This window comes from Arthrobacter jinronghuae (genome assembly GCF_025244825.1).
Classification (GTDB): domain Bacteria; phylum Actinomycetota; class Actinomycetes; order Actinomycetales; family Micrococcaceae; genus Arthrobacter_B; species Arthrobacter_B jinronghuae.
In genome coordinates this window covers 1,502,478-1,519,419 of sequence record NZ_CP104263.1, presented here as the reverse complement: position 1 = coordinate 1,519,419, position 16,942 = coordinate 1,502,478, and the positions used below count along the sequence as shown (strand labels likewise).

The 16,942-nt window shown below is 65.9% G+C and carries 15 protein-coding genes; 5 read left to right on the top strand and 10 right to left on the bottom strand.

What is annotated here, in order from left to right:
• The first annotated feature begins 64 nt into the window (after positions 1–64).
• Positions 65–817: a DUF4191 domain-containing protein gene (locus N2K98_RS07010; RefSeq protein ID WP_255865315.1), complete on the top strand. Its 753-nt coding sequence runs from the start codon at positions 65–67 to the stop codon at positions 815–817.
• Positions 818–869: 52 nt separating this feature from the next.
• Here N2K98_RS07010 and N2K98_RS07005 read toward each other — a convergent pair whose 3' ends face one another.
• Entirely contained in the window at positions 870–1,931 is a 1,062-nt protein-coding gene (locus tag N2K98_RS07005) for an NAD-dependent epimerase/dehydratase family protein (protein ID WP_255865314.1), read from the bottom strand.
• Between the two features lie 37 nt (positions 1,932–1,968).
• On the bottom strand, positions 1,969–2,409 hold the full coding sequence (locus N2K98_RS07000) for an RDD family protein (RefSeq protein WP_255865313.1): 441 nt from the start codon (positions 2,407–2,409) through the stop codon (positions 1,969–1,971).
• A 247-nt stretch (positions 2,410–2,656) separates the two neighbouring features.
• Here N2K98_RS07000 and glnA point away from each other — a divergent pair, with 247 nt between their 5' ends.
• Together glnA and N2K98_RS06990 are read left to right on the top strand one after the other, a co-directional pair.
• Complete coding sequence (gene glnA / locus N2K98_RS06995) at positions 2,657–4,081, top strand: type I glutamate--ammonia ligase (protein ID WP_255798070.1); 1,425 nt, start codon at positions 2,657–2,659, stop codon at positions 4,079–4,081.
• A gap of 195 nt (positions 4,082–4,276) precedes the next feature.
• A complete protein-coding gene (locus tag N2K98_RS06990; protein WP_255865312.1) occupies positions 4,277–5,293 on the top strand; it encodes a zinc-dependent alcohol dehydrogenase in 1,017 nt (338 codons plus the stop codon).
• A 25-nt stretch (positions 5,294–5,318) separates the two neighbouring features.
• Here N2K98_RS06990 and N2K98_RS06985 read toward each other — a convergent pair whose 3' ends face one another.
• Both N2K98_RS06985 and N2K98_RS06980 read right to left on the bottom strand, forming a co-directional pair.
• Positions 5,319–5,918 (bottom strand): hypothetical protein, encoded by a 600-nt coding sequence (locus N2K98_RS06985; protein WP_255865311.1) that lies wholly within the window; start codon positions 5,916–5,918, stop codon positions 5,319–5,321.
• A 188-nt stretch (positions 5,919–6,106) separates the two neighbouring features.
• On the bottom strand, positions 6,107–6,283 hold the full coding sequence (locus N2K98_RS06980) for a hypothetical protein (protein WP_255798073.1): 177 nt from the start codon (positions 6,281–6,283) through the stop codon (positions 6,107–6,109).
• Between the two features lie 263 nt (positions 6,284–6,546).
• Between N2K98_RS06980 and N2K98_RS06975 the strand changes: the two genes are divergently transcribed.
• A complete protein-coding gene (locus N2K98_RS06975) occupies positions 6,547–7,224 on the top strand; it encodes an alpha/beta hydrolase family protein (RefSeq protein ID WP_255865310.1) in 678 nt (225 codons plus the stop codon).
• A gap of 212 nt (positions 7,225–7,436) precedes the next feature.
• Positions 7,437–8,123, top strand: a complete 687-nt coding sequence (locus tag N2K98_RS06970; RefSeq protein WP_255865309.1) for an alpha/beta hydrolase fold domain-containing protein — start codon at positions 7,437–7,439, stop codon at positions 8,121–8,123.
• Positions 8,124–8,206: 83 nt separating this feature from the next.
• On the opposite strand, the gene N2K98_RS06965 is transcribed toward N2K98_RS06970, so the two are convergent.
• The 6 genes from N2K98_RS06965 to N2K98_RS06940 all read right to left on the bottom strand — a co-directional run bounded on the left by N2K98_RS06965 (position 8,207) and on the right by N2K98_RS06940 (position 16,933).
• Positions 8,207–10,039, bottom strand: coding sequence for an HNH endonuclease (locus N2K98_RS06965; RefSeq protein WP_260554125.1), 1,833 nt, complete (start codon positions 10,037–10,039; stop codon positions 8,207–8,209).
• Between the two features lie 434 nt (positions 10,040–10,473).
• Complete coding sequence (locus tag N2K98_RS06960; protein WP_255865307.1) at positions 10,474–10,821, bottom strand: SdpI family protein; 348 nt, start codon at positions 10,819–10,821, stop codon at positions 10,474–10,476.
• 36 nt (positions 10,822–10,857) lie between these two features.
• The gene (locus tag N2K98_RS06955; RefSeq protein ID WP_255865306.1) at positions 10,858–11,568 is read right to left on the bottom strand and encodes an NUDIX hydrolase; all 711 of its coding nucleotides are present in this window, start codon (positions 11,566–11,568) and stop codon (positions 10,858–10,860) included.
• 54 nt (positions 11,569–11,622) lie between these two features.
• Positions 11,623–12,351: an amino acid ABC transporter ATP-binding protein gene (locus N2K98_RS06950; RefSeq protein WP_255798079.1), complete on the bottom strand. Its 729-nt coding sequence runs from the start codon at positions 12,349–12,351 to the stop codon at positions 11,623–11,625.
• Positions 12,348–13,808 carry an amino acid ABC transporter substrate-binding protein/permease gene (locus tag N2K98_RS06945; RefSeq protein WP_255798080.1) on the bottom strand — a complete coding sequence of 487 codons (1,461 nt, stop codon included), beginning with the start codon at positions 13,806–13,808 and terminating at the stop codon, positions 12,348–12,350. Before N2K98_RS06945 ends, N2K98_RS06950 begins: the two co-directional genes overlap by 4 nt.
• A gap of 110 nt (positions 13,809–13,918) precedes the next feature.
• Positions 13,919–16,933, bottom strand: a complete 3,015-nt coding sequence (locus N2K98_RS06940; RefSeq protein WP_255798081.1) for a bifunctional [glutamine synthetase] adenylyltransferase/[glutamine synthetase]-adenylyl-L-tyrosine phosphorylase — start codon at positions 16,931–16,933, stop codon at positions 13,919–13,921.
• Between the last annotated feature and the right edge of the window lie 9 nt (positions 16,934–16,942).

The window sequence follows — 16,942 nt, the reverse complement described above, 5'->3', positions numbered from 1 at the left end:
GTATTCCGCCTAACCGCACAACGTTCCTAACCGCACGCCTCACATCACGTAGAATGAACTCATTATGGCCAAAAGCACCGATTCAGACGCATCCCAGAGCGCCCGCAAAGGCGTCTTTTCCCGCAAGCCGAAGGGGGAAAAGAAGCCCAAGAAGGAAGGGCGCATGAAGCAGATTGCCCAGGTCTTCAAGATGACCCGGCGCAATGACCCCAACGTCGTATGGCTGATGCTCGGCGCGTTCCTCGGCATCATCGCCGTGGGCCTGCTGATCGGTTTCCTGATCGATAACTGGATCACGATGCTCATCATCGCCATCCCGCTCGGCCTGCTCGCGGCAGTATTCATCCTGTCCCGGCGTGCCGAACGGGCGGCATTCACACAGATTGAAGGCCAGCCGGGAGCCTCCGGTGCCGCCCTGAGCGTGCTGCGCCGCGGCTGGATCCTGGAAGAACAGCCCGTCGCCGTGAACCCCCGCACCCAGGAAGCCGTGTTCCGTGCCATCGGCCGTCCCGGCATCGTCCTGGTCACCGAAGGTTCGCCCGCCCGCGCCAAGGCACTTGCCGACGGCGAACGGCGCCGGATGAACCGGATCGTCCCCAAGGTTCCGATCACGGTCATCCACACCGGCCGCGGCGAAGGCCAGGTTCCGCTGTCCAAGGTGGCGACCACGGCCAAGAAGCTCCCCAAGGCACTGACCAAGCAGGAAGTCGCCACCGTCAACAAGCGGCTCTCGGCGCTCGGCACCCGCCTGCCGATCCCCAAGGGCATCGACCCGTACCGCGCCCGTCCGGACCGCAAGGCAACCCGCGGACGCTAGCCGATTCTCCACCAAAAGGGCCCCCTTTACCGGGGGCCCTTTTGTTTTGCCCTTAGGTCCCATCCGGCAGCAGGGAATCCGCGTCCGCCAGCCGGACCAGCAGGTCGTGTTCTTCCGCCAGGGTGAGTCCCGCTCCCCGCGGACGTCCGACGCCGGCGGCTTCCTCCCAGGCGAGGGTGTCCTTGAGCGTCTGCCGCAGCGGTCGAAGCCGTAGTCCGGCGGAATGCGCGCGTGCATTGGAGCGGGCGTTCATGCCGTGCCAGTCCGGATCTTCCAGCCAGAGCGGCAGCGACCGGGGACCGGACCACTCGTTCACGCCCTGTTCACTGAGCCATTGCGGCGGGGCCGGTACGGTGATCGGCGGAAGGGCGGAATCCGCCACCCGTGAGTCTCGCGCATCTGGCTCCCTGACCCCTGCTGCCGACGCTGCCTCGGCCAGGTGCCCTGAGAACGGCAGCGTCTCCCCCACCGCGTTGAACACTCCGGCGGTCCGCTGCTCAGCCACGAGCACGAGCCACTGTGCCAGGTCCCGGACGTCGATGAGCTGCGTCGGCTGGTTCGGCACGTCCGGCACGAGGACTGAGCCGCCCTGGGCGAAGCGCACCGGCCAGTATCCGCTGCGGCCCGAGGTATCCCCCGGGCCGCCTATGAGCCCGGCACGGACTATGGCATGGGAGCCGTCGCCGAAGCCGTCAGTGACCGCCTGCTCGCAGGCGACCTTGGCGGGACCATAGCTTTCCATGCTCTCCATGACGTCTGCCGCCAGGGGTGCCAGCAGCGGGGCATCCTCGTCCTGGCCGAATTCCCGCTGGCTGGCATAGACGTTGCCGGTGGAGACAAACACATAGAATCCCGCGGCGGCCCTCAGGTCGCGGACGGAGCGGCGCACCTGTCCGGGCTGGCGGGAGACGTCGATGACAGCGTCCCAGTGCTCCTGTGCGGCTGCTGCGAGGCCGTCGTCGGCGTCGCGGTCCACCCTGAGGAAATTCGTTCCGGCCGGCGGTTCGCCGGAGCTGCCGCGGGCGGCGCAGGTGACGTCGTGACCTTCAGCCAGTGCAGCGACGGCGGTGTGGTGACCCAGCCAGGCGGTTCCGCCCAGAATCAGTAGTTTCATACCCGGAATCTGCCAGATTCCGAGGTCCGGTGGAAGCCTAGTGCTTCACCTTCACCAGGACCGTGCCCATGGCGCGGTCATGCAGGCCGCGCTGGTCGGCGTCGAACACCACCGCCGGGATCACCAGGCACAGCAGCAGCGTGCGGACAATCGCAGCCGGAATTCCCGCCGCGCGGCCGTCCATTTTCTGCACCTGCAGGCTGAAGACGCGGTGACCGATGCTGTAGCCGAGGAGGCTGACGAGGAGGATCTGCTCTACGGCGAAGATCGCCAGGATGGCAAAGTCATCTCCGCCGAAGAGCCAGTAGGCAATGAGTGAGGCGATGGCCCAGTCAATGACCAAGGCACCCAGCCGGGGGCCGACGCGCGCAATGGATCCCGGTCCGGTACGCGGGCGGCCGAGGCGTTTGCCCGGCCACGTACTCTCATCGGAGGGAGGGCCTTCCAGCCAGGAACCTATATCGCTTCTATCGACCACGGTTAAAGACTACCCGGGTGGCAACGGCGGAAAGGCACCCTCCATTATCACTGTCCCCCATGGTTGCGGATAGGGTGGAAGGGAGACCATCGACTGCGTAACGTACCGGAAACACATGCGTCACCGCCGGGAAACCATGCCCCTTTAGGGTCAAGGTGACGCGCGGGACGTTCAAAGGGCCCGGCGCCAGCCAGGTCTTGCAGCCCGAGGTCTTCCACCCAAACAGTTGTATAGGAGCACATAAACGATGTTCAAGAACGCGGACGAAGTCCTCAGGTTCATCGCTGACGAGCAAGTGAAGTTCGTCGACATCCGATTCACCGACGTTCCCGGAGTGCAGCAGCACTTCAACGTGCCGGCCAAAACCGTAGATGCCGATTTCTTCGTCAACGGTCAGCTGTTCGACGGCTCATCCATCCGCGGCTTCCAGGGCATTGCAGAGTCCGACATGCAGCTCATCCCGGATGTGACGACGGCGTTTGTCGATCCCTTCCGCATCGAGAAGACCCTCGCGCTGAACTTCTCGATTGTGAACCCGCGTACCGGCGAGCCGTACCACCGCGACCCGCGCGGCGTTGCCGAGCGTGCCGAGGCTTACCTGGCCTCCACGGGCATCGCCGATACGGCCTTCTTCGGTTCCGAGGCCGAGTTCTACATCTTCGACAACGTGCAGTACGAGTCCTCCCCCAAGGGCAGCTTCTACAAGGTGGACTCCATTGAGGCGCCCTGGAACAGCGGCCGCGAGGAAGACGGCGGCAACCTGGGCAACAAGACGCCGTACAAGGGCGGCTACTTCCCCGTGGCACCCGTGGACAAGCAGGCCGACCTGCGCGACGCCATCAGCGTGGAGCTGGACAACGTAGGCCTCGAAGTCGAACGCGCCCACCATGAGGTCGGCGGTGCCGGCCAGGCTGAAATCAACTACAAGTTCACCACCCTGACCCACGCGGCCGACGACCTGCAGAAGTTCAAGTACATCGTCAAGAACGTGGCCGATGCCTGGGGCAAGTCCGCCACCTTCATGCCGAAGCCGATTTTCGGTGACAACGGTTCGGGCATGCACTGCCACCAGTCGCTGTGGAACGGCGGCGTGCCGCTGTTCTACGACGAGAAGGGCTACGCCGGTCTGTCCGATCTGGCCCGCTGGTACATCGGCGGCCTGCTGAAGCACGCTTCGGCCGTGCTTGCCTTCACCAACCCGACGGTCAACTCCTACCGCCGCCTGGTCAAGGGCTTCGAAGCTCCCGTGAACATGGTCTACTCGCAGGGCAACCGCTCCGCCGCTATCCGCATCCCGATCACCGGTTCCAACCCGAAGGCCAAGCGCCTCGAGTTCCGCGCTCCGGACCCCTCCTCCAACCCGTACCTGGCGTTCTCCGCGCAGCTGATGGCGGGCCTGGACGGCATCAAGAACCGCATCGAGCCGGCTGACCCGATCGACAAGGACCTCTACGAACTGCCGCCCGAAGAGGCCAAGCACATCCAGAAGGCCCCGGCCTCGCTCGAAGAGGCACTGGTTGCCCTGGAGAACGACAATGAGTTCCTTCAGGCCGGCGGCGTGTTCACCCAGGACATGATCGACAGCTGGATCTCGTACAAGCGTGAATTCGAAATCCTGCCGCTGGCACTGCGCCCGAACCCGTTCGAGTTCGAGCTGTACTACGGCGTCTAACCCGGTTCTGCGGTTGGGCCGCGGCTTGCCCGCAGCCGGCCAGCAGTAACTGCCTGCCTATGGAAGCGGGGTCCCAACGTCATGGGACCCCGCTTTTTGCTGTCCAGGGCCGCTTTCGAAACCCTTTCAACCCGGTCCGGCTCGCGTAGCATCGGGAGCGGGGAGATCCCCGTCATCACTAAGGAGAACACTGCTATGAAAGCTGTCTACGTCACCGGCCCGGACACCAACGAATGGGTTGAGGTTGAGCAGCCCACCGTCGGGCCCAGCGACGTCCTGCTGAAGATGAAGGCCTGCGGGATCTGCGGATCAGACGCGTTTTACAGCCACATCGGCGGCATTCCGCCCCGTCAGGGTGCAACACCGCTGGGCCACGAACCAGCGGCCGAGGTGGCGGAAGTCGGCTCCGAGGTCGACGGCATCGCGGTAGGCGACCACGTGGTGATTGACACGATGGCTTTCACTGACGGACTGCTCGGCAGCGGCGGTGCGCAGGGCGGGCTCTCGGAGTACGTGGTGGTTCACGACGCAGCCCTTGGCCGCCAGCTCAAAGTCATTCCCAAGGACATTCCGTGGGAAGTGGCCGCCCTGAACGAACCGATGGCCGTGGCCCTCCACGCCGTGAACCGCACCAATCCCAAGCCCGGCGACAAAGTGGTGATCTTCGGTGCCGGTCCGATCGGCCTCGGCGCCCTCCTCGGCTACCGGCGCCGCGGTGTGGGCCACATCGTCGTCGTCGACGTCATCGCGTCCCGGCTTGAGAAGGCCCTCCAGATCGGCGCGGACGCCGTCATCAACTCCGCAGAAGAGGACCTTGCCGCCCGGCTCGTGGAGCTGCACGGTGACGGAGCAACCATGATGGTCCGCGGGGTCCGGTCCGGTACCGACATCTTCCTGGACGCGGCCGGCGCACCTGTCATCCCCGCTACCGTCGCCGGCCTCGCCAAGCAGGGAGCGATGCTAGGCGTCGTGGCGGTCCATAAGAAGCCCGTCGAGCTCGACTTCGGGACGATCCTCACCACCGAACTCACCATCGTTTTTGCCATGGGCTATCCGACGGAGATCTTCGAAGTGACCGAGGACATCATCGAAAACTGGCAGAAGTACGCACTGATCATCAGCGACACGCTGCCCTTCGATAAAGCATTGGACGCCCTCACCCTTGCACAGACCCCGGGTGCTGCCGACAAGGTGGTCGTGATCTTCGACTAACGCCGCATCCCGGTTTTCCCGGCGGCTACAGCGTCACGCCGTCGGGAAGGTCCGGTGCATCGAATTTCTGCCGTTCGCACTCGGCCTTCAGCTGCGGGTAGGTGGCGGCAATCAGGTCCAGGATGCGGTTGCGGACCACCAGGTAAGCCTCGCCGACGCCCACCACGCCCTTGAATTCCTTGAGCTCCTCCTCGTAGGAAGTCTGCTGGTGGCGCAGGTAGTTCACGGTCAGCCGGTTCAGCCGCGACGGTGCCGTGGAGAGGCTGGCCGGGGACTGCTTGCCGCGGAGCCGGCCGTTGAAATGCTCGATCGCCTTGCGCTGCATGGTTTCCCACGGCTCGGGAACAATGCGCAGGTCCAGCGCTTCGGCGACGGCGACCGCTGCCTTCTTCTTCACCAGGGCGCGTTCCCGGGCTGCCAGCTGCCGGTTGCGGGAGGCCTCCCGGGCCTTTTGGTACTCCGGTGTGGCCTCGATGGCTTCGACGCGTTCCAGGGCGTAGAGCTTCATGGGGGCTGCCTTGCGGGAAAACGGGTTCCGGGCGGTCTGATCCGGTTCGGGCAGGAAGGTCTTGATCTGCCCGTCGGTCCAGCCCCGTTCCTTCTTCAGGTCATTGGCGATGAGCATACCCTCGCTGTTTGCCGGTTTCGGACGCGGCGGGTGGTGTTTGCCTCTGGGCACGGTGCTCCCCGGATGTTGGAATGGTGTTTCTCCTATTCTAGGAGTCCGCTGTCCCCGGTCCTTCAAATGCAAAAACGCCGCCATTCCCGGGTGGGAACGACGGCGGAGACTTCTTCTGCGCTGTGCCTTGTGCGTTACGCGGTGGCCTCAGCGACGACCTGGCTCGCGGCCGGTTCTGCGTTCAGCATTGCGACCTCTGCTGCCGATACTCCCCCGGCAACTAGTGCGCATCCGGCCGCAATGGCCGTGATCTGTGCGGTGAATCGTGAAGTGGTGGTCCTGCTGCGTGTGACATTGACGTGCTTCAACATATAGCTTGATGCTCCCTTCAAGAGGCATGGGATAGCACTCCGGACACACTGAATCGATGTGCCGAAAAGCGGTGGCTTCTGCGCCGGAGTGGTGGTTTTGCGGTTCGTCGCCCAAGGCGGACCGCGGAATTCAGGAGAGGCTGCGCTTGCTGCACTTACTTGCTGCGCTTATGGGGCCTTCGGATCCCGTCCACTTTCCAGTCTACTGGTATTACCTTCTGTGCTCAAGGTGCGAGGCCCGGGATGGCAGTACGTTTGAACACATGCAAGTTGATCATCTTGACCTGTCCATTCCCGTCGGCGAGGGGCACGTATCCGCCGTATTGTTCCGCCCCGACGGCGCGGACGTGACCGTCGTCGTCGCCCACGGAGCCGGAACCGGGATGGAGCACCCCTTCCTCACCGGGTTCACCGGCGCCCTGAACGACGGCGGCGCGGCCACCCTGCGCTTCAACTTTCCGTACCGCGAAGCCGGGAAGAAGTTTCCGGACCGGGCTCCCGTGGCCGTGGAAACGTGGAAGGCCGTTATGGCCACTGTGGCGGAGCGCGACGACGCCGGGCCGGTCTGGGCGTGCGGGAAGTCCTTCGGCGGCCGGATGGCGTCCATGGCGGTCGCGGAAGGCATGCCTGCGGCCGGCCTGGTGTACCTGGGCTACCCTTTGCATCCGCCCGGCAAGCCGGAGAAGCTGCGCGATGAGCACTTATACGGCCTGACCCTCCCGATGCTGTTCCTGCAAGGCACACGTGACACTTTCGCTCTGCCCGGCGAGCTGGAACCCGTGGCCCATCGGATTGGTCCGAACGCCCGGGTTGAACGGATTGAGGGCGGGAACCACTCCTTTGAGGTGCGCGGACAGAAGCGCACGCCTGACGTCATAGGTGCCGGACTCGCTGAGCCGGTCCTGCGGTTTATCCGGGACGCAGAAGCCGGGAGGAGTTGATGGCAAGCCTGCCGATGCAGCTTCTGGCGCCGTTCTTACGGCTGACCAGGAAGCCGTTGACGGCCACGGCGGAACGTACGCAGGCGAGACTGGCGAAGGGGAGGCAGCCCGCCCCGCCTCCCCGAAGCCTGCTGCGGAAGTTCCGTGTGGAACAGAGGAGCGTCGAGGGGTTCTCCTGCTATTCGGTGATGCCAGGGGCCGGGGGCAGCTCCGTGCCCGGAACTGCCTCCTGCGCGGTGTTGTACCTGCATGGGGGTTCGTACATCAGCCCGATCAGCGCCTGGCACTGGCGGTTCATCGCCCGTCTGGCGGCAGCGGGCCACCGGGTGGAGGTTCCGCTCTACGGTCTGGCGCCGGAGTACAGCCACCGGGATGCACCAGGACTGCTGGCATCCGTGTACCGGCAGCTGCTTGAAGACTACGATCCCAGGGACGTGGCTTTTATGGGCGACTCAGCCGGTGGCGGACTGGCGCTGGCCTTTGCCGAGCAGCTAACGGAGTTGTCTCTGCCTCAACCGCGGCGTTTGGTTCTGCTGTCCCCGTGGGTGGACGTGGCGATGGAGAATCCGGAGCTTGCCGCGGTTGAAGCGGTGGATCCGTGGCTCAGCCGTGCCGGGCTGCGGGTTGCGGCGCGCGCCTGGGCATCCGGTGATCCCCTGGCTGATCCCCGGATCAGTCCCGTCAACGGCACGCTGTCGGGTCTGCCGCCGACGGACCTGTTTGTCGGAACCCATGACCTGCCCTATCCCGATGTGCTCCGGCTGGAAAGACTGCTGAAGTCGGCCGGAACCCCGGTTTCGCTGCAGGTCGCTGACGGCGGGGTCCATGTCTATCCCCTGCTTCCCGTGCCCGAGGGCAGGGCTGCGCGGAAGAGGATCCTGGAGCTGCTGCGGGCCTGATTACCGGAGCCGAGGGAGATACAGGGGCAGGATGTCGACGCCGGGACAGGAAAAGCGGGCCGTCGATTCGACCGTCGGTGCCGTCAGAAGGGCGGCATGTTCTCCTCTGGCTCCGGGCTCGGTCCGCCGGTTCCGACGGTTCCGCCGGTTCCAGACCATCTGGTCCCGGAAGAACCAAGTCCGTTGAAGTCCCTGCCGTGTAATTTCGCGTCCGTTCGGTAGACCCGTCCCATCGGCGAAGTCCACTCGATGATGCCCGGCTCCGGTTGCCTTGCCTTCCACAACCCGACTGTCTTGAACCGGTGGTGCTTCTTGCATAGGTGGGCCAGGTTCCCGTGCTCGGTTGGCCCTCCAACGGCCCAAGGCAGGGTGTGGTCGAGTTCGCAGTTCTCTGCCGCCACGCTGCATCCCGGGAACCGGCAGGTCCCGTCACGGGCCTGTAGCCAGCGTTTGAGTGCGTGCGGAATCCTGCGCTGCCGGCCCACCGCCAGGATTTCTCCGTCGCCGCCCTGCAGCAAGCCGGTCCACCGGCCCATGTTGGCCAGCAGGTCCCGGGCGACCTCGGCACTGATCGGACCGTAGCCATTCAACTCCGCGGGCGCATCCGACAGCCCCAGCAGCGATTCGGCCGACACAAGCACCATCACCTCCGCCCGCAATCCCCCGGCGGACCAGCCCTCCCCCGGCAGCCCTGGCTCCTGCTGGGCATCGGGACCCGGGGTTGCGCCCACCCCCGGTTCGCTTGTTCGCGAAGATAATTTCGGTCCGGTTCCCGCCGCTTCCGGCCTGCCTCGACTGCCCGGTTCCCGTTTTACCGCGGTCGGTTCCGCAGCCGAGCGCATTGGCGTCCCTAGCGTCGGTTCCGCCGCCGTGCCTGTCGGCATGGTCGGTTCCGCCGCCGTGCCTGTCGGCATGCCCGGTTCCGCCATGGAGCGTGTCGTCTGGCCGGTAAGCGCCGATACGAAGACATCGGCACGCAACTGATCCAATGTCCGGGAATCCCCTGCCTTCTGCTCGCCGCGGGCGCAGCCGGTCAAACCGTTGAAGATCCCGTGCGCCGCAGCAGCAGGCAGGAAAGCCGAAAGGACACCGATCCCGTCCGGCAGGTCCTCCACCCAGACCCGGCGATCCGACACGGCCGCCCGGTGGCGCTCCGGAATGGTCTGCGGGAACATCCCCTCCCTGATCCTGCGGGCCGTGCGGTCGAACTGCGGACCGGTCTTCCCCGGGGCCAGGGGCAACAGTCCGGCCTCCAGCACCCTGCTGTCCTCGAGGCGCAGGCCAGCGGTCTGGTCCACAACCGTGCGGGCCCTGCGGTAATCGATGGCACCGTGTTCGAGGTCAGCCAATGTCTTGGGGCATCTGGTGCACAACTGCTCCGAATCGGCGACCAGCCGCTGCGCGGTAACTCCGGGCAGGCACAGCAGGGCACCGACCTCCGCAGCGGTGGCCCTGAGCACCCACTCCCCGTCCCACTGTGCGCCCCAGTCTCTGCCACGGGCACCACCCCGGCTGCAACCCCGGCCACCCGCCCGGTCGTTGCCGGTGGCGGCCGAAGCCGTATCGTTCGAGGCTTCCGCCGCAGGGTTCGCGTTAGAGGCAAAGTTAGCCTCGGTAGCCGTATCAGCTGCGTGGGCGCTGGCAGCCGGACCCGGAGTTGCCGCGTAGGGATCCGGACGTGGATATAGGTTCTGTGCAGTGAGTTCCTGCAGCCGGTACACGGTGCGCGCCTGTTGCGCCTGCACCCAGCAGACCACTGCGTTGAGACGCTCCAGAGTCTCCAGCGCCGCTTCCTGCCCCAGTTCCCCAGGCTCCTGGAGGGAGAGCATCCCCATCAACCCGGGCGGCAACACCGTGCCTGCAGCAGGAGCATCACCGGCGGACACGCAGAACACACCCGGCAGCGCCAATCCCATGTCCGCCTGGGGAGGTGTGCTGGTTGTCCATGCCTTGGATGGCTCCCGCGGCTCTTCAGCGCGGCCCCCGGCATTTCCGGTACCCGTGCTGTCCGAACGTGGATATGCCCCCGGATGACGAGCCGCTCGACTCCGGGAGCGAGAATTGCGGGCAGTGGCCTGTTCCATGAGCCAAGTCCACCAGCGCGGAGGCCTGCCCGGACCGGTGGGCCGGCACTATGTGGAAAACTGCTCTACGGAATCATGAGGGCCCAGCCTGTGGAGGAACTCTCTGCTCCTGGCTCACACCCGTCTGCAGCGACCAGGTCGAATAAGCCAAAACGCCGGACCTGCTCAGCCCTGCCACGGTGCCCGCTCGCAAGCGGCGGCTGCACAGCGTCGAAGTCCACCGTCCTCCAAGCAGGTCACGGCATCACCCATCAGCGAGCAGGCCTCTAGTGTTGCTTCCCCGCAGGTTCAGAGCCACTCGCAGCAACAACCCGTCCCGCAGCACGGTTCGCCCGGGAGGCAGCCGCAAGAATCAACGCAAGTACTCCGAGGCTTCCCGTAATGGCAACGACGGCAAGCACTCCCTCGGTGCCGTCGAAGACCAGGGCGAGGATGCCCATGACCGCAAAAACGGCAGCTGCCGCGTGCATTAGCCCGCGCGCTGCCTGATGTCCCGCCAGCCAGGCCTCCGGCGAATCCGTCACGTATCCCGTTCGGATGCCAATCAGGCCGTTGACGCCAACCTTCCCCCGGGCGGTGGCTTCAGCCGCCCAGGACAGGCCGAGTCCGCACATTAGCATCACTATTCCCGTAAACCCCATGGCTACAGGCTACCGGGTCCGCTCGTAGCGCCAGGAGGTCTTGTCCATCACGAGCCGGTGCCGCGCCGGCAGGGAAGGATCCGACGTCGGCGCAGACGATCCACCGACAGCCGCGCCGGAAGCACCGCCCGCGCCGTCGTACTCCTCGTCGCCCGCCCAGGCCAAAACCGTCGCGGGCTCGTATCCGGAGAGGGGACGGGTCCGGAAGGTTTCCGGTTCAGCACCCGCAATCCGGGCCAGGGCGGCAGCCGCGGAGGTATCGGAGGTCAGGGAGTGCAGGGTGACCCAGGTCGGCGCAACGAGCTGCATCAGCCCGTTGCGGTGCCGGTCCAGTGCCTCCGCCGGCAGGAGCCACAGGTGGTTGAGCAGCTCCCCCGGGTTGAGCCGGATATTCCCGTCTGGAGCCTTCGCCGCAAAGAACCAGGTCTGGTAGCGCCGGGGTATGTTCTCCGGAGGGATCCAGCAGGAAAGCGGCACCAGGTCCGCGGCAGGAAGGACCAGCCCGGTCTCTTCGGCGGTTTCGCGTACTCCGGCCCGCAGAGCGGCCGCTGCCTCGGGCTCTCCCTCAACGCGGTCTTCCGCATCCACCCGGCCGCCGGGAAACACCCAGGCACCGCCGAAGGAGCCCGCAGTCGGCCGCTCGAGCAGCAGCACTTCGGGGCCGGCGTCGGAATCCCGAAGGAGTACGACAGTGGCCGCCGTACCGGTTAGTTCGCTCATTCAGAAGAGCATAACGAATACCGGCGGCGGCCACCGTAAAAAGCGTCCGGAGCGCTAGAGCACCTTGGCCAGGAAGTCCTGAAGCCGCGGAGCCTGCGGGTTGCCGAAGAGCAGTTCCGGGGTGTTCTCTTCGACGATGTAGCCGTCCGCCATGAAGATCACGCGGTCGGCCACTTCGCGGGCAAAGCCCATTTCGTGGGTGACAACAACCATGGTCATGCCTTCCCGGGCCAGGTCACGGATGACCTGCAGCACTTCGCCCACCATTTCCGGGTCGAGGGCAGAGGTGGCCTCGTCGAAGAGCATGATGTCAGGCTGCATGGCCAGCGCACGGGCAATAGCCACACGCTGCTTCTGGCCACCGGAAAGCTGAGCGGGACGCGCGTCGGCCTTGTCTGCCAGCCCAACCCGGTCCAGCAGTGCCAGCGCGGTCTTGCGGACCTCGGCCTTCGGTGCCTTCTTCAGCTGCACCGGAGCCAGCATGATGTTGTCCAGCACGCTCATGTGCGGGAACAGGTTGAAGTGCTGGAAGACCATGCCGATGTGCTGGCGCACCTCGTTCAGGTTCACCTTCGGATCGGTGAGGTCGAAACCGTCTACCATGACGGTGCCGCCGGTGATGTCTTCGAGCTTGTTCAGGCAGCGCAGGAACGTGGACTTGCCGGAGCCGGAGGGGCCGATCACGCAGACCACTTCGCCCTCGGCCACGCTGACGTCCAGGCCCTTGAGGACCTCGTTGGATCCGTAGGACTTCCGCAGTCCGATGGTTTGGATCTTGCTCACTTGTTAAACCTCTTATCCAGGACGTCCGCCAACTTGGTCAGCAGCGTAATGACGATGAAGTACAGGGCAGCCACGATGATCAGGACCTCCGCGGTACGGAAGTTCACCGCGTAGATCTGCTGGCCCTGGTACGTCAGCTCCGCAAAGCCGATGACGGCAAGCAGGGAGGTGTCCTTCAAGGTAATGACGAACTGGTTGATGAAGGAAGGCGTCATGATCTTGATGGCCTGGGGAATGATGACCTTCTGCATGGTCTTCCCGTAGCCCAGTCCGAGGCTGCGTGCCGCTTCCATCTGGCCGGGATCCACGGACTGGATGCCGCCGCGGACAATCTCGGTCATGTAGGCGCCGGCGTTCAGGCTCAGCGTCAGCACGCCGGCCGTCAGCACATCCACCGGCTGGCCGATGATCTGCGGCAGGCCGAAGTAGAAGAAGAAGGCCTGAACCAGCACCGGGGTGCCGCGGAAAATGCTCACGTACACGGTGGCGATGCCGCGCAGGATCTTTGACGAGCCGACCTTCAGGAAGCCGAAGAACACGCCCAGAACGAGCGCGAAGAGCAACGACAGTGCGGTTGCCAGCAGGGTCAGGCCCATGCCCTTGGCGAAGGCCGGGCCGTTGTCCGTGATGAGGGACCAGAAGCTTGAGTCCTTGGCGCCGGCTTCCAGGTAGGTATCCAGGATTTCGTCGTATTCGCCGCTTTCCTTCAGGTCGGCGAGGCCGGCGTTGAAGGCGGTGAGGAGTTCGGGGTTGGCACCCTTGTTCACGGCGAAACCGTACGAGCTGCCGGCTTCCTTCTCGGTGACGGTCTTCAGGCCGTTGCCGGAGGCCACGCCGTAGGCAAGCACGGGGTAATCATCAAACACGGCCACGGAGCCGCCGGCCTTGACGTCGTCGTACATCTGGGCGGACTGCGCGAACGCAACCACCTCAAAGCCGTACTCGTCCTTGATGGACTCGGCGAACGTCTGACCTTCGGTCCCGGTCTTGACCGCTACGCGCTTTCCGCGCAGATCCTCGTACCCGGCGACGTCGTCGTTGTTCTCGGCGACGGCCATCTGGATGCCGGACTCGAAGTACGGATCCGAGAAGTCGAAGACCTGCCGGCGCTCGTCGGTGATGGACATCCCGGCAATGACGCCGTCCACCTGGTTGGACTGCAGCGACTGCAGTGCCGCATCAAAGCCGAGGGACTGGATTTCGACATTGAAACCCTCCTCCTCGGCGATCGCGTTGAGAAGGTCCATGTCGATACCGACCAGTTCGCCGTCTTGACGGAATTCGAACGGTGCGAAGGTGGTATCGGTGCCGATGACGAAGGTCTCGCCCTCGACGCCGTCCGCTGCAAAGGCTCCGGCCGCAGGTATCCCCAGCAGCAAAGCCAGGGTTGCGAGGAAGGTGGTCAGCGGTACGGCCAGTTTAGCCGGGCCCTTTAAGGCCCGTTTGCCACTAAGCAAAGTAAACGTCTCCTAGCTCTTTCACTGCGGCCCACGCCGCAAATGCCCTCATAGAGCGTACCTAGAGCAGTGGCAATGCAACGAACTGGAAGGGCTTCCAGGAGCGTGACCTAGGTCCCGTATCCGTAGAAATACCGTTCGAAAACGGCCCGGGCATGCCGGGTGAGCTTGAGGTAGTCCTCCTCCAGGACCCCGCCCTGGCCTGCGCCGTAACCGCACCAGCGGGCCACGGCGTCCAGTTCGCGCCGGGAGGACGGCAGCACGTCGGGGTTCCGTCCGCCGCGGATAACATTTGCGCTTCGGACCCGGCTGGCGAGCAGCCAGGCCTGGCGGAGGGTGTCGACGTCGACGGCGGGAAGCAGCTCCGCCGCCTCGATCGCGTCCAGGGCGGGCAGGGTCGCCGTCGTCCGCAGCTCCGGCACGCGGTGCGCGTGCTGCAGCTGGAGCAGCTGGACCTGCCACTCAACGTCGCTGAGGCTGCCGCGTCCGAGTTTGAGCTGGCGGGAGGGATCGGCTCCCCGGGGCAGCCGTTCGGCTTCCACCCTGGCCTTGATCCGGCGGATTTCCCGCACGTCCTTGACCGTGACCTCCTCCGGATAGCGGACCGGATCGATCAGCGCCATGAAGTCCTCGGCCAGGGCGTCGCTGCCGGCCATCGGGCGCGCCCGGAGCAGGGCCTGCGCTTCCCAGATCACCGACCAGCGCTCGTAGTAGCCACGGTAGGATTCCAGGCTGCGCACCAGCGGCCCCTGCCGGCCCTCGGGGCGCAGTCCGGCGTCGAGGACCAGGGGGCGTTCGGCCTGGACGGCCGGACTGCAGGGCTGCTGCAGGAATGTGGAGATCTGCGAGACGACCTTCTCCGCCTGCGCCTGCGCTGCGGCCGGGTCGACGCCGGGCAGCGGGCGGTGCACGTACATCACGTCGGCGTCGGAACCGTAGCCGATCTCCCGTCCGCCCTGCCGGCCCATCGCTACCACCAGCAGATCGGTGAGCTTCTCGCTGCTGTCGAACACCTCCGACTCCGCCACATGCAGGGCTCCCAGCACAGCGGCACGGTCGGCGTCGGCCAGGGCACGGCCGACGTCCTGCTGGCTGACCAGGCCCGCGCTGTCGGCGATGGCAATGCGCAGCATCTCCCGCCGGCGGATCAGCCGGATCAGCCGCATGGCCTCCGCAGGGCGGGGATGGCGGGACATCTTTGACTGGATTTCCTGCCACTGCGCGTCAAAGGACGCCGGCACCAGGTCCTTGTCGGAGGCCAGCCAGGAGGTGGATTCCGGCGAAACCTCCAGCAGGTCGGTAATGAACCGGCTCGAGGAGAGGATGGAGCACAGCCGCTCCCCCGCGGCCGAAGAGTCGCGCAGCATGCCCAGGTACCAATGCGTATCGCCCAGGTTTTCACTGAGCCGCCGGAAACCCAGCAGGCCGGCGTCAGGGTCCACGCCGTCGGCCAGCCACGCCAGCAGCACCGGAAGGAGCTGCCGCTGCAGCGCGGCACGGCGGCTGACTCCCACGGTCAGTGCCTCGATGTGGCGCATGGCGCCGCGGGGATCTGCGTAACCCAGGGCGGCCAGGCGGGCCTGGGCTGCCTCGGGTGTCAGCCGGACCTCGTCCGCGCTCAGGTTCGCCGCGGTGCTCAGCAGCGGGCGGTAGAAGATGCTCTCATGCAGCCGCCGCACCAGGCGCTTGCGGCGCTGCCACTGCTCCTGCAGGCGTTCGGCGCTGGGCCGCTCCGGGGAAAGGGAACCGGCGCTGGACTTGGCGAGGGCCCGCAGCGCGGCCTCACTCTCGGGCATCAGGTGGGTGCGGCGCATGTGCACCATTTGGATGCGGTGCTCAAGGACACGGAGGTAGCGGTAGGACTCGTCCAGTTCCCGGGCATCGGTACGCCCGATGTACCCGGCGTCGCTGAGCGCGGCAATCGCAGCGGTTGTGGTGCGCACCCGGAGGGATTCATCGACCCGGCCGTGCACCAGCTGCAGCAGCTGGACGGTGAATTCGACGTCGCGCAGTCCGCCGCTGCCCAGCTTCAGCTGCCGCGCCTCTTCATGGGCGGGAATGTTGTCGGTGACCCGGCGGCGCATGGCCTGCACCGATTCGACGAATCCGTCCCGCTCGGAACTGCTCCAGATCAGGGGGGCGACGGCTTCTTCGTAGCGCCGGCCCAGGTCCCTGTCCCCTGCCATGGCGCGGGCCTTCAGGAGCGCCTGGAACTCCCAGCTGTGCGCCCAGCGCTGGTAGTAGTTCAGATGCGACTCCAGCGTGCGCACCAGCGGGCCGTCCTTGCCCTCGGGACGCAGATTGGTGTCCACCTCCCAAAGCGGGGGCTCCGGTGCCGAGGCGTTAATGGCGCGGGAAATCCCGGCGGCCAGCGCCGTGCCGATGGCGGAGGCCCGCTCCTCCGGCAGCCCGGAGGCCTCAATCACGTAGATGACGTCGACGTCGGAGATGTAGTTCAGTTCCCGAGCGCCGGCCTTGCCCATCCCGATGACGGCCAGGCGTACAGCGGAGATCTCTTCGGCCGGGTAGCTCGCCGCCAGCTCCGCCCGGGAGACCGCCAACGCGGCTTCCAGGGCCGCGCCGGCCAGGTCCGCGAGCTCGCGTCCGGCCGCAGGCAGGAAGTCAGTGGGCGACGCCGCACCGAGGTCCCGCACGGCAAGGTCCAGCAGGTGCCGCCGGTACCGGGACCGCAGCGCCACATAGGCGCCCGTTCCCGTCAGGCCGGCCACGGGCGCTGCGCCGCTGCCCGCATGTACGGCGTCCAGCAGCGAGGCCCGCAGGGTGGGTTCATCCGTGCTGCCGGGTTCGGCACGCAGCTCGCGGTGCAGCACGCCGACATCCCCGGGATGCCGCATCAGGAACTCCGCCAAGGCATCGGAGGCCCCCAGGAGGCGGAACAGGGCTTCGCTCCGCTCGGCGCCGCCGTTGACCAGTTCCACCAGCTCCGGGGCACGCCCGATCAGCCGAACCAGCGACTGCAGTGCCAGGTCCGGATCCGCCGAGCAATTGAAGCCCGCGAACAGCGCGTCCTCATCGATGCCCTCGAGTTCCGAAGCCGCCAGGAACCGCGTGCTTTTTTCGAGGTCGCGGAAACCCGTGGCGATCAGCCGTCGAGTCAGGCTCATCGGTGCCGG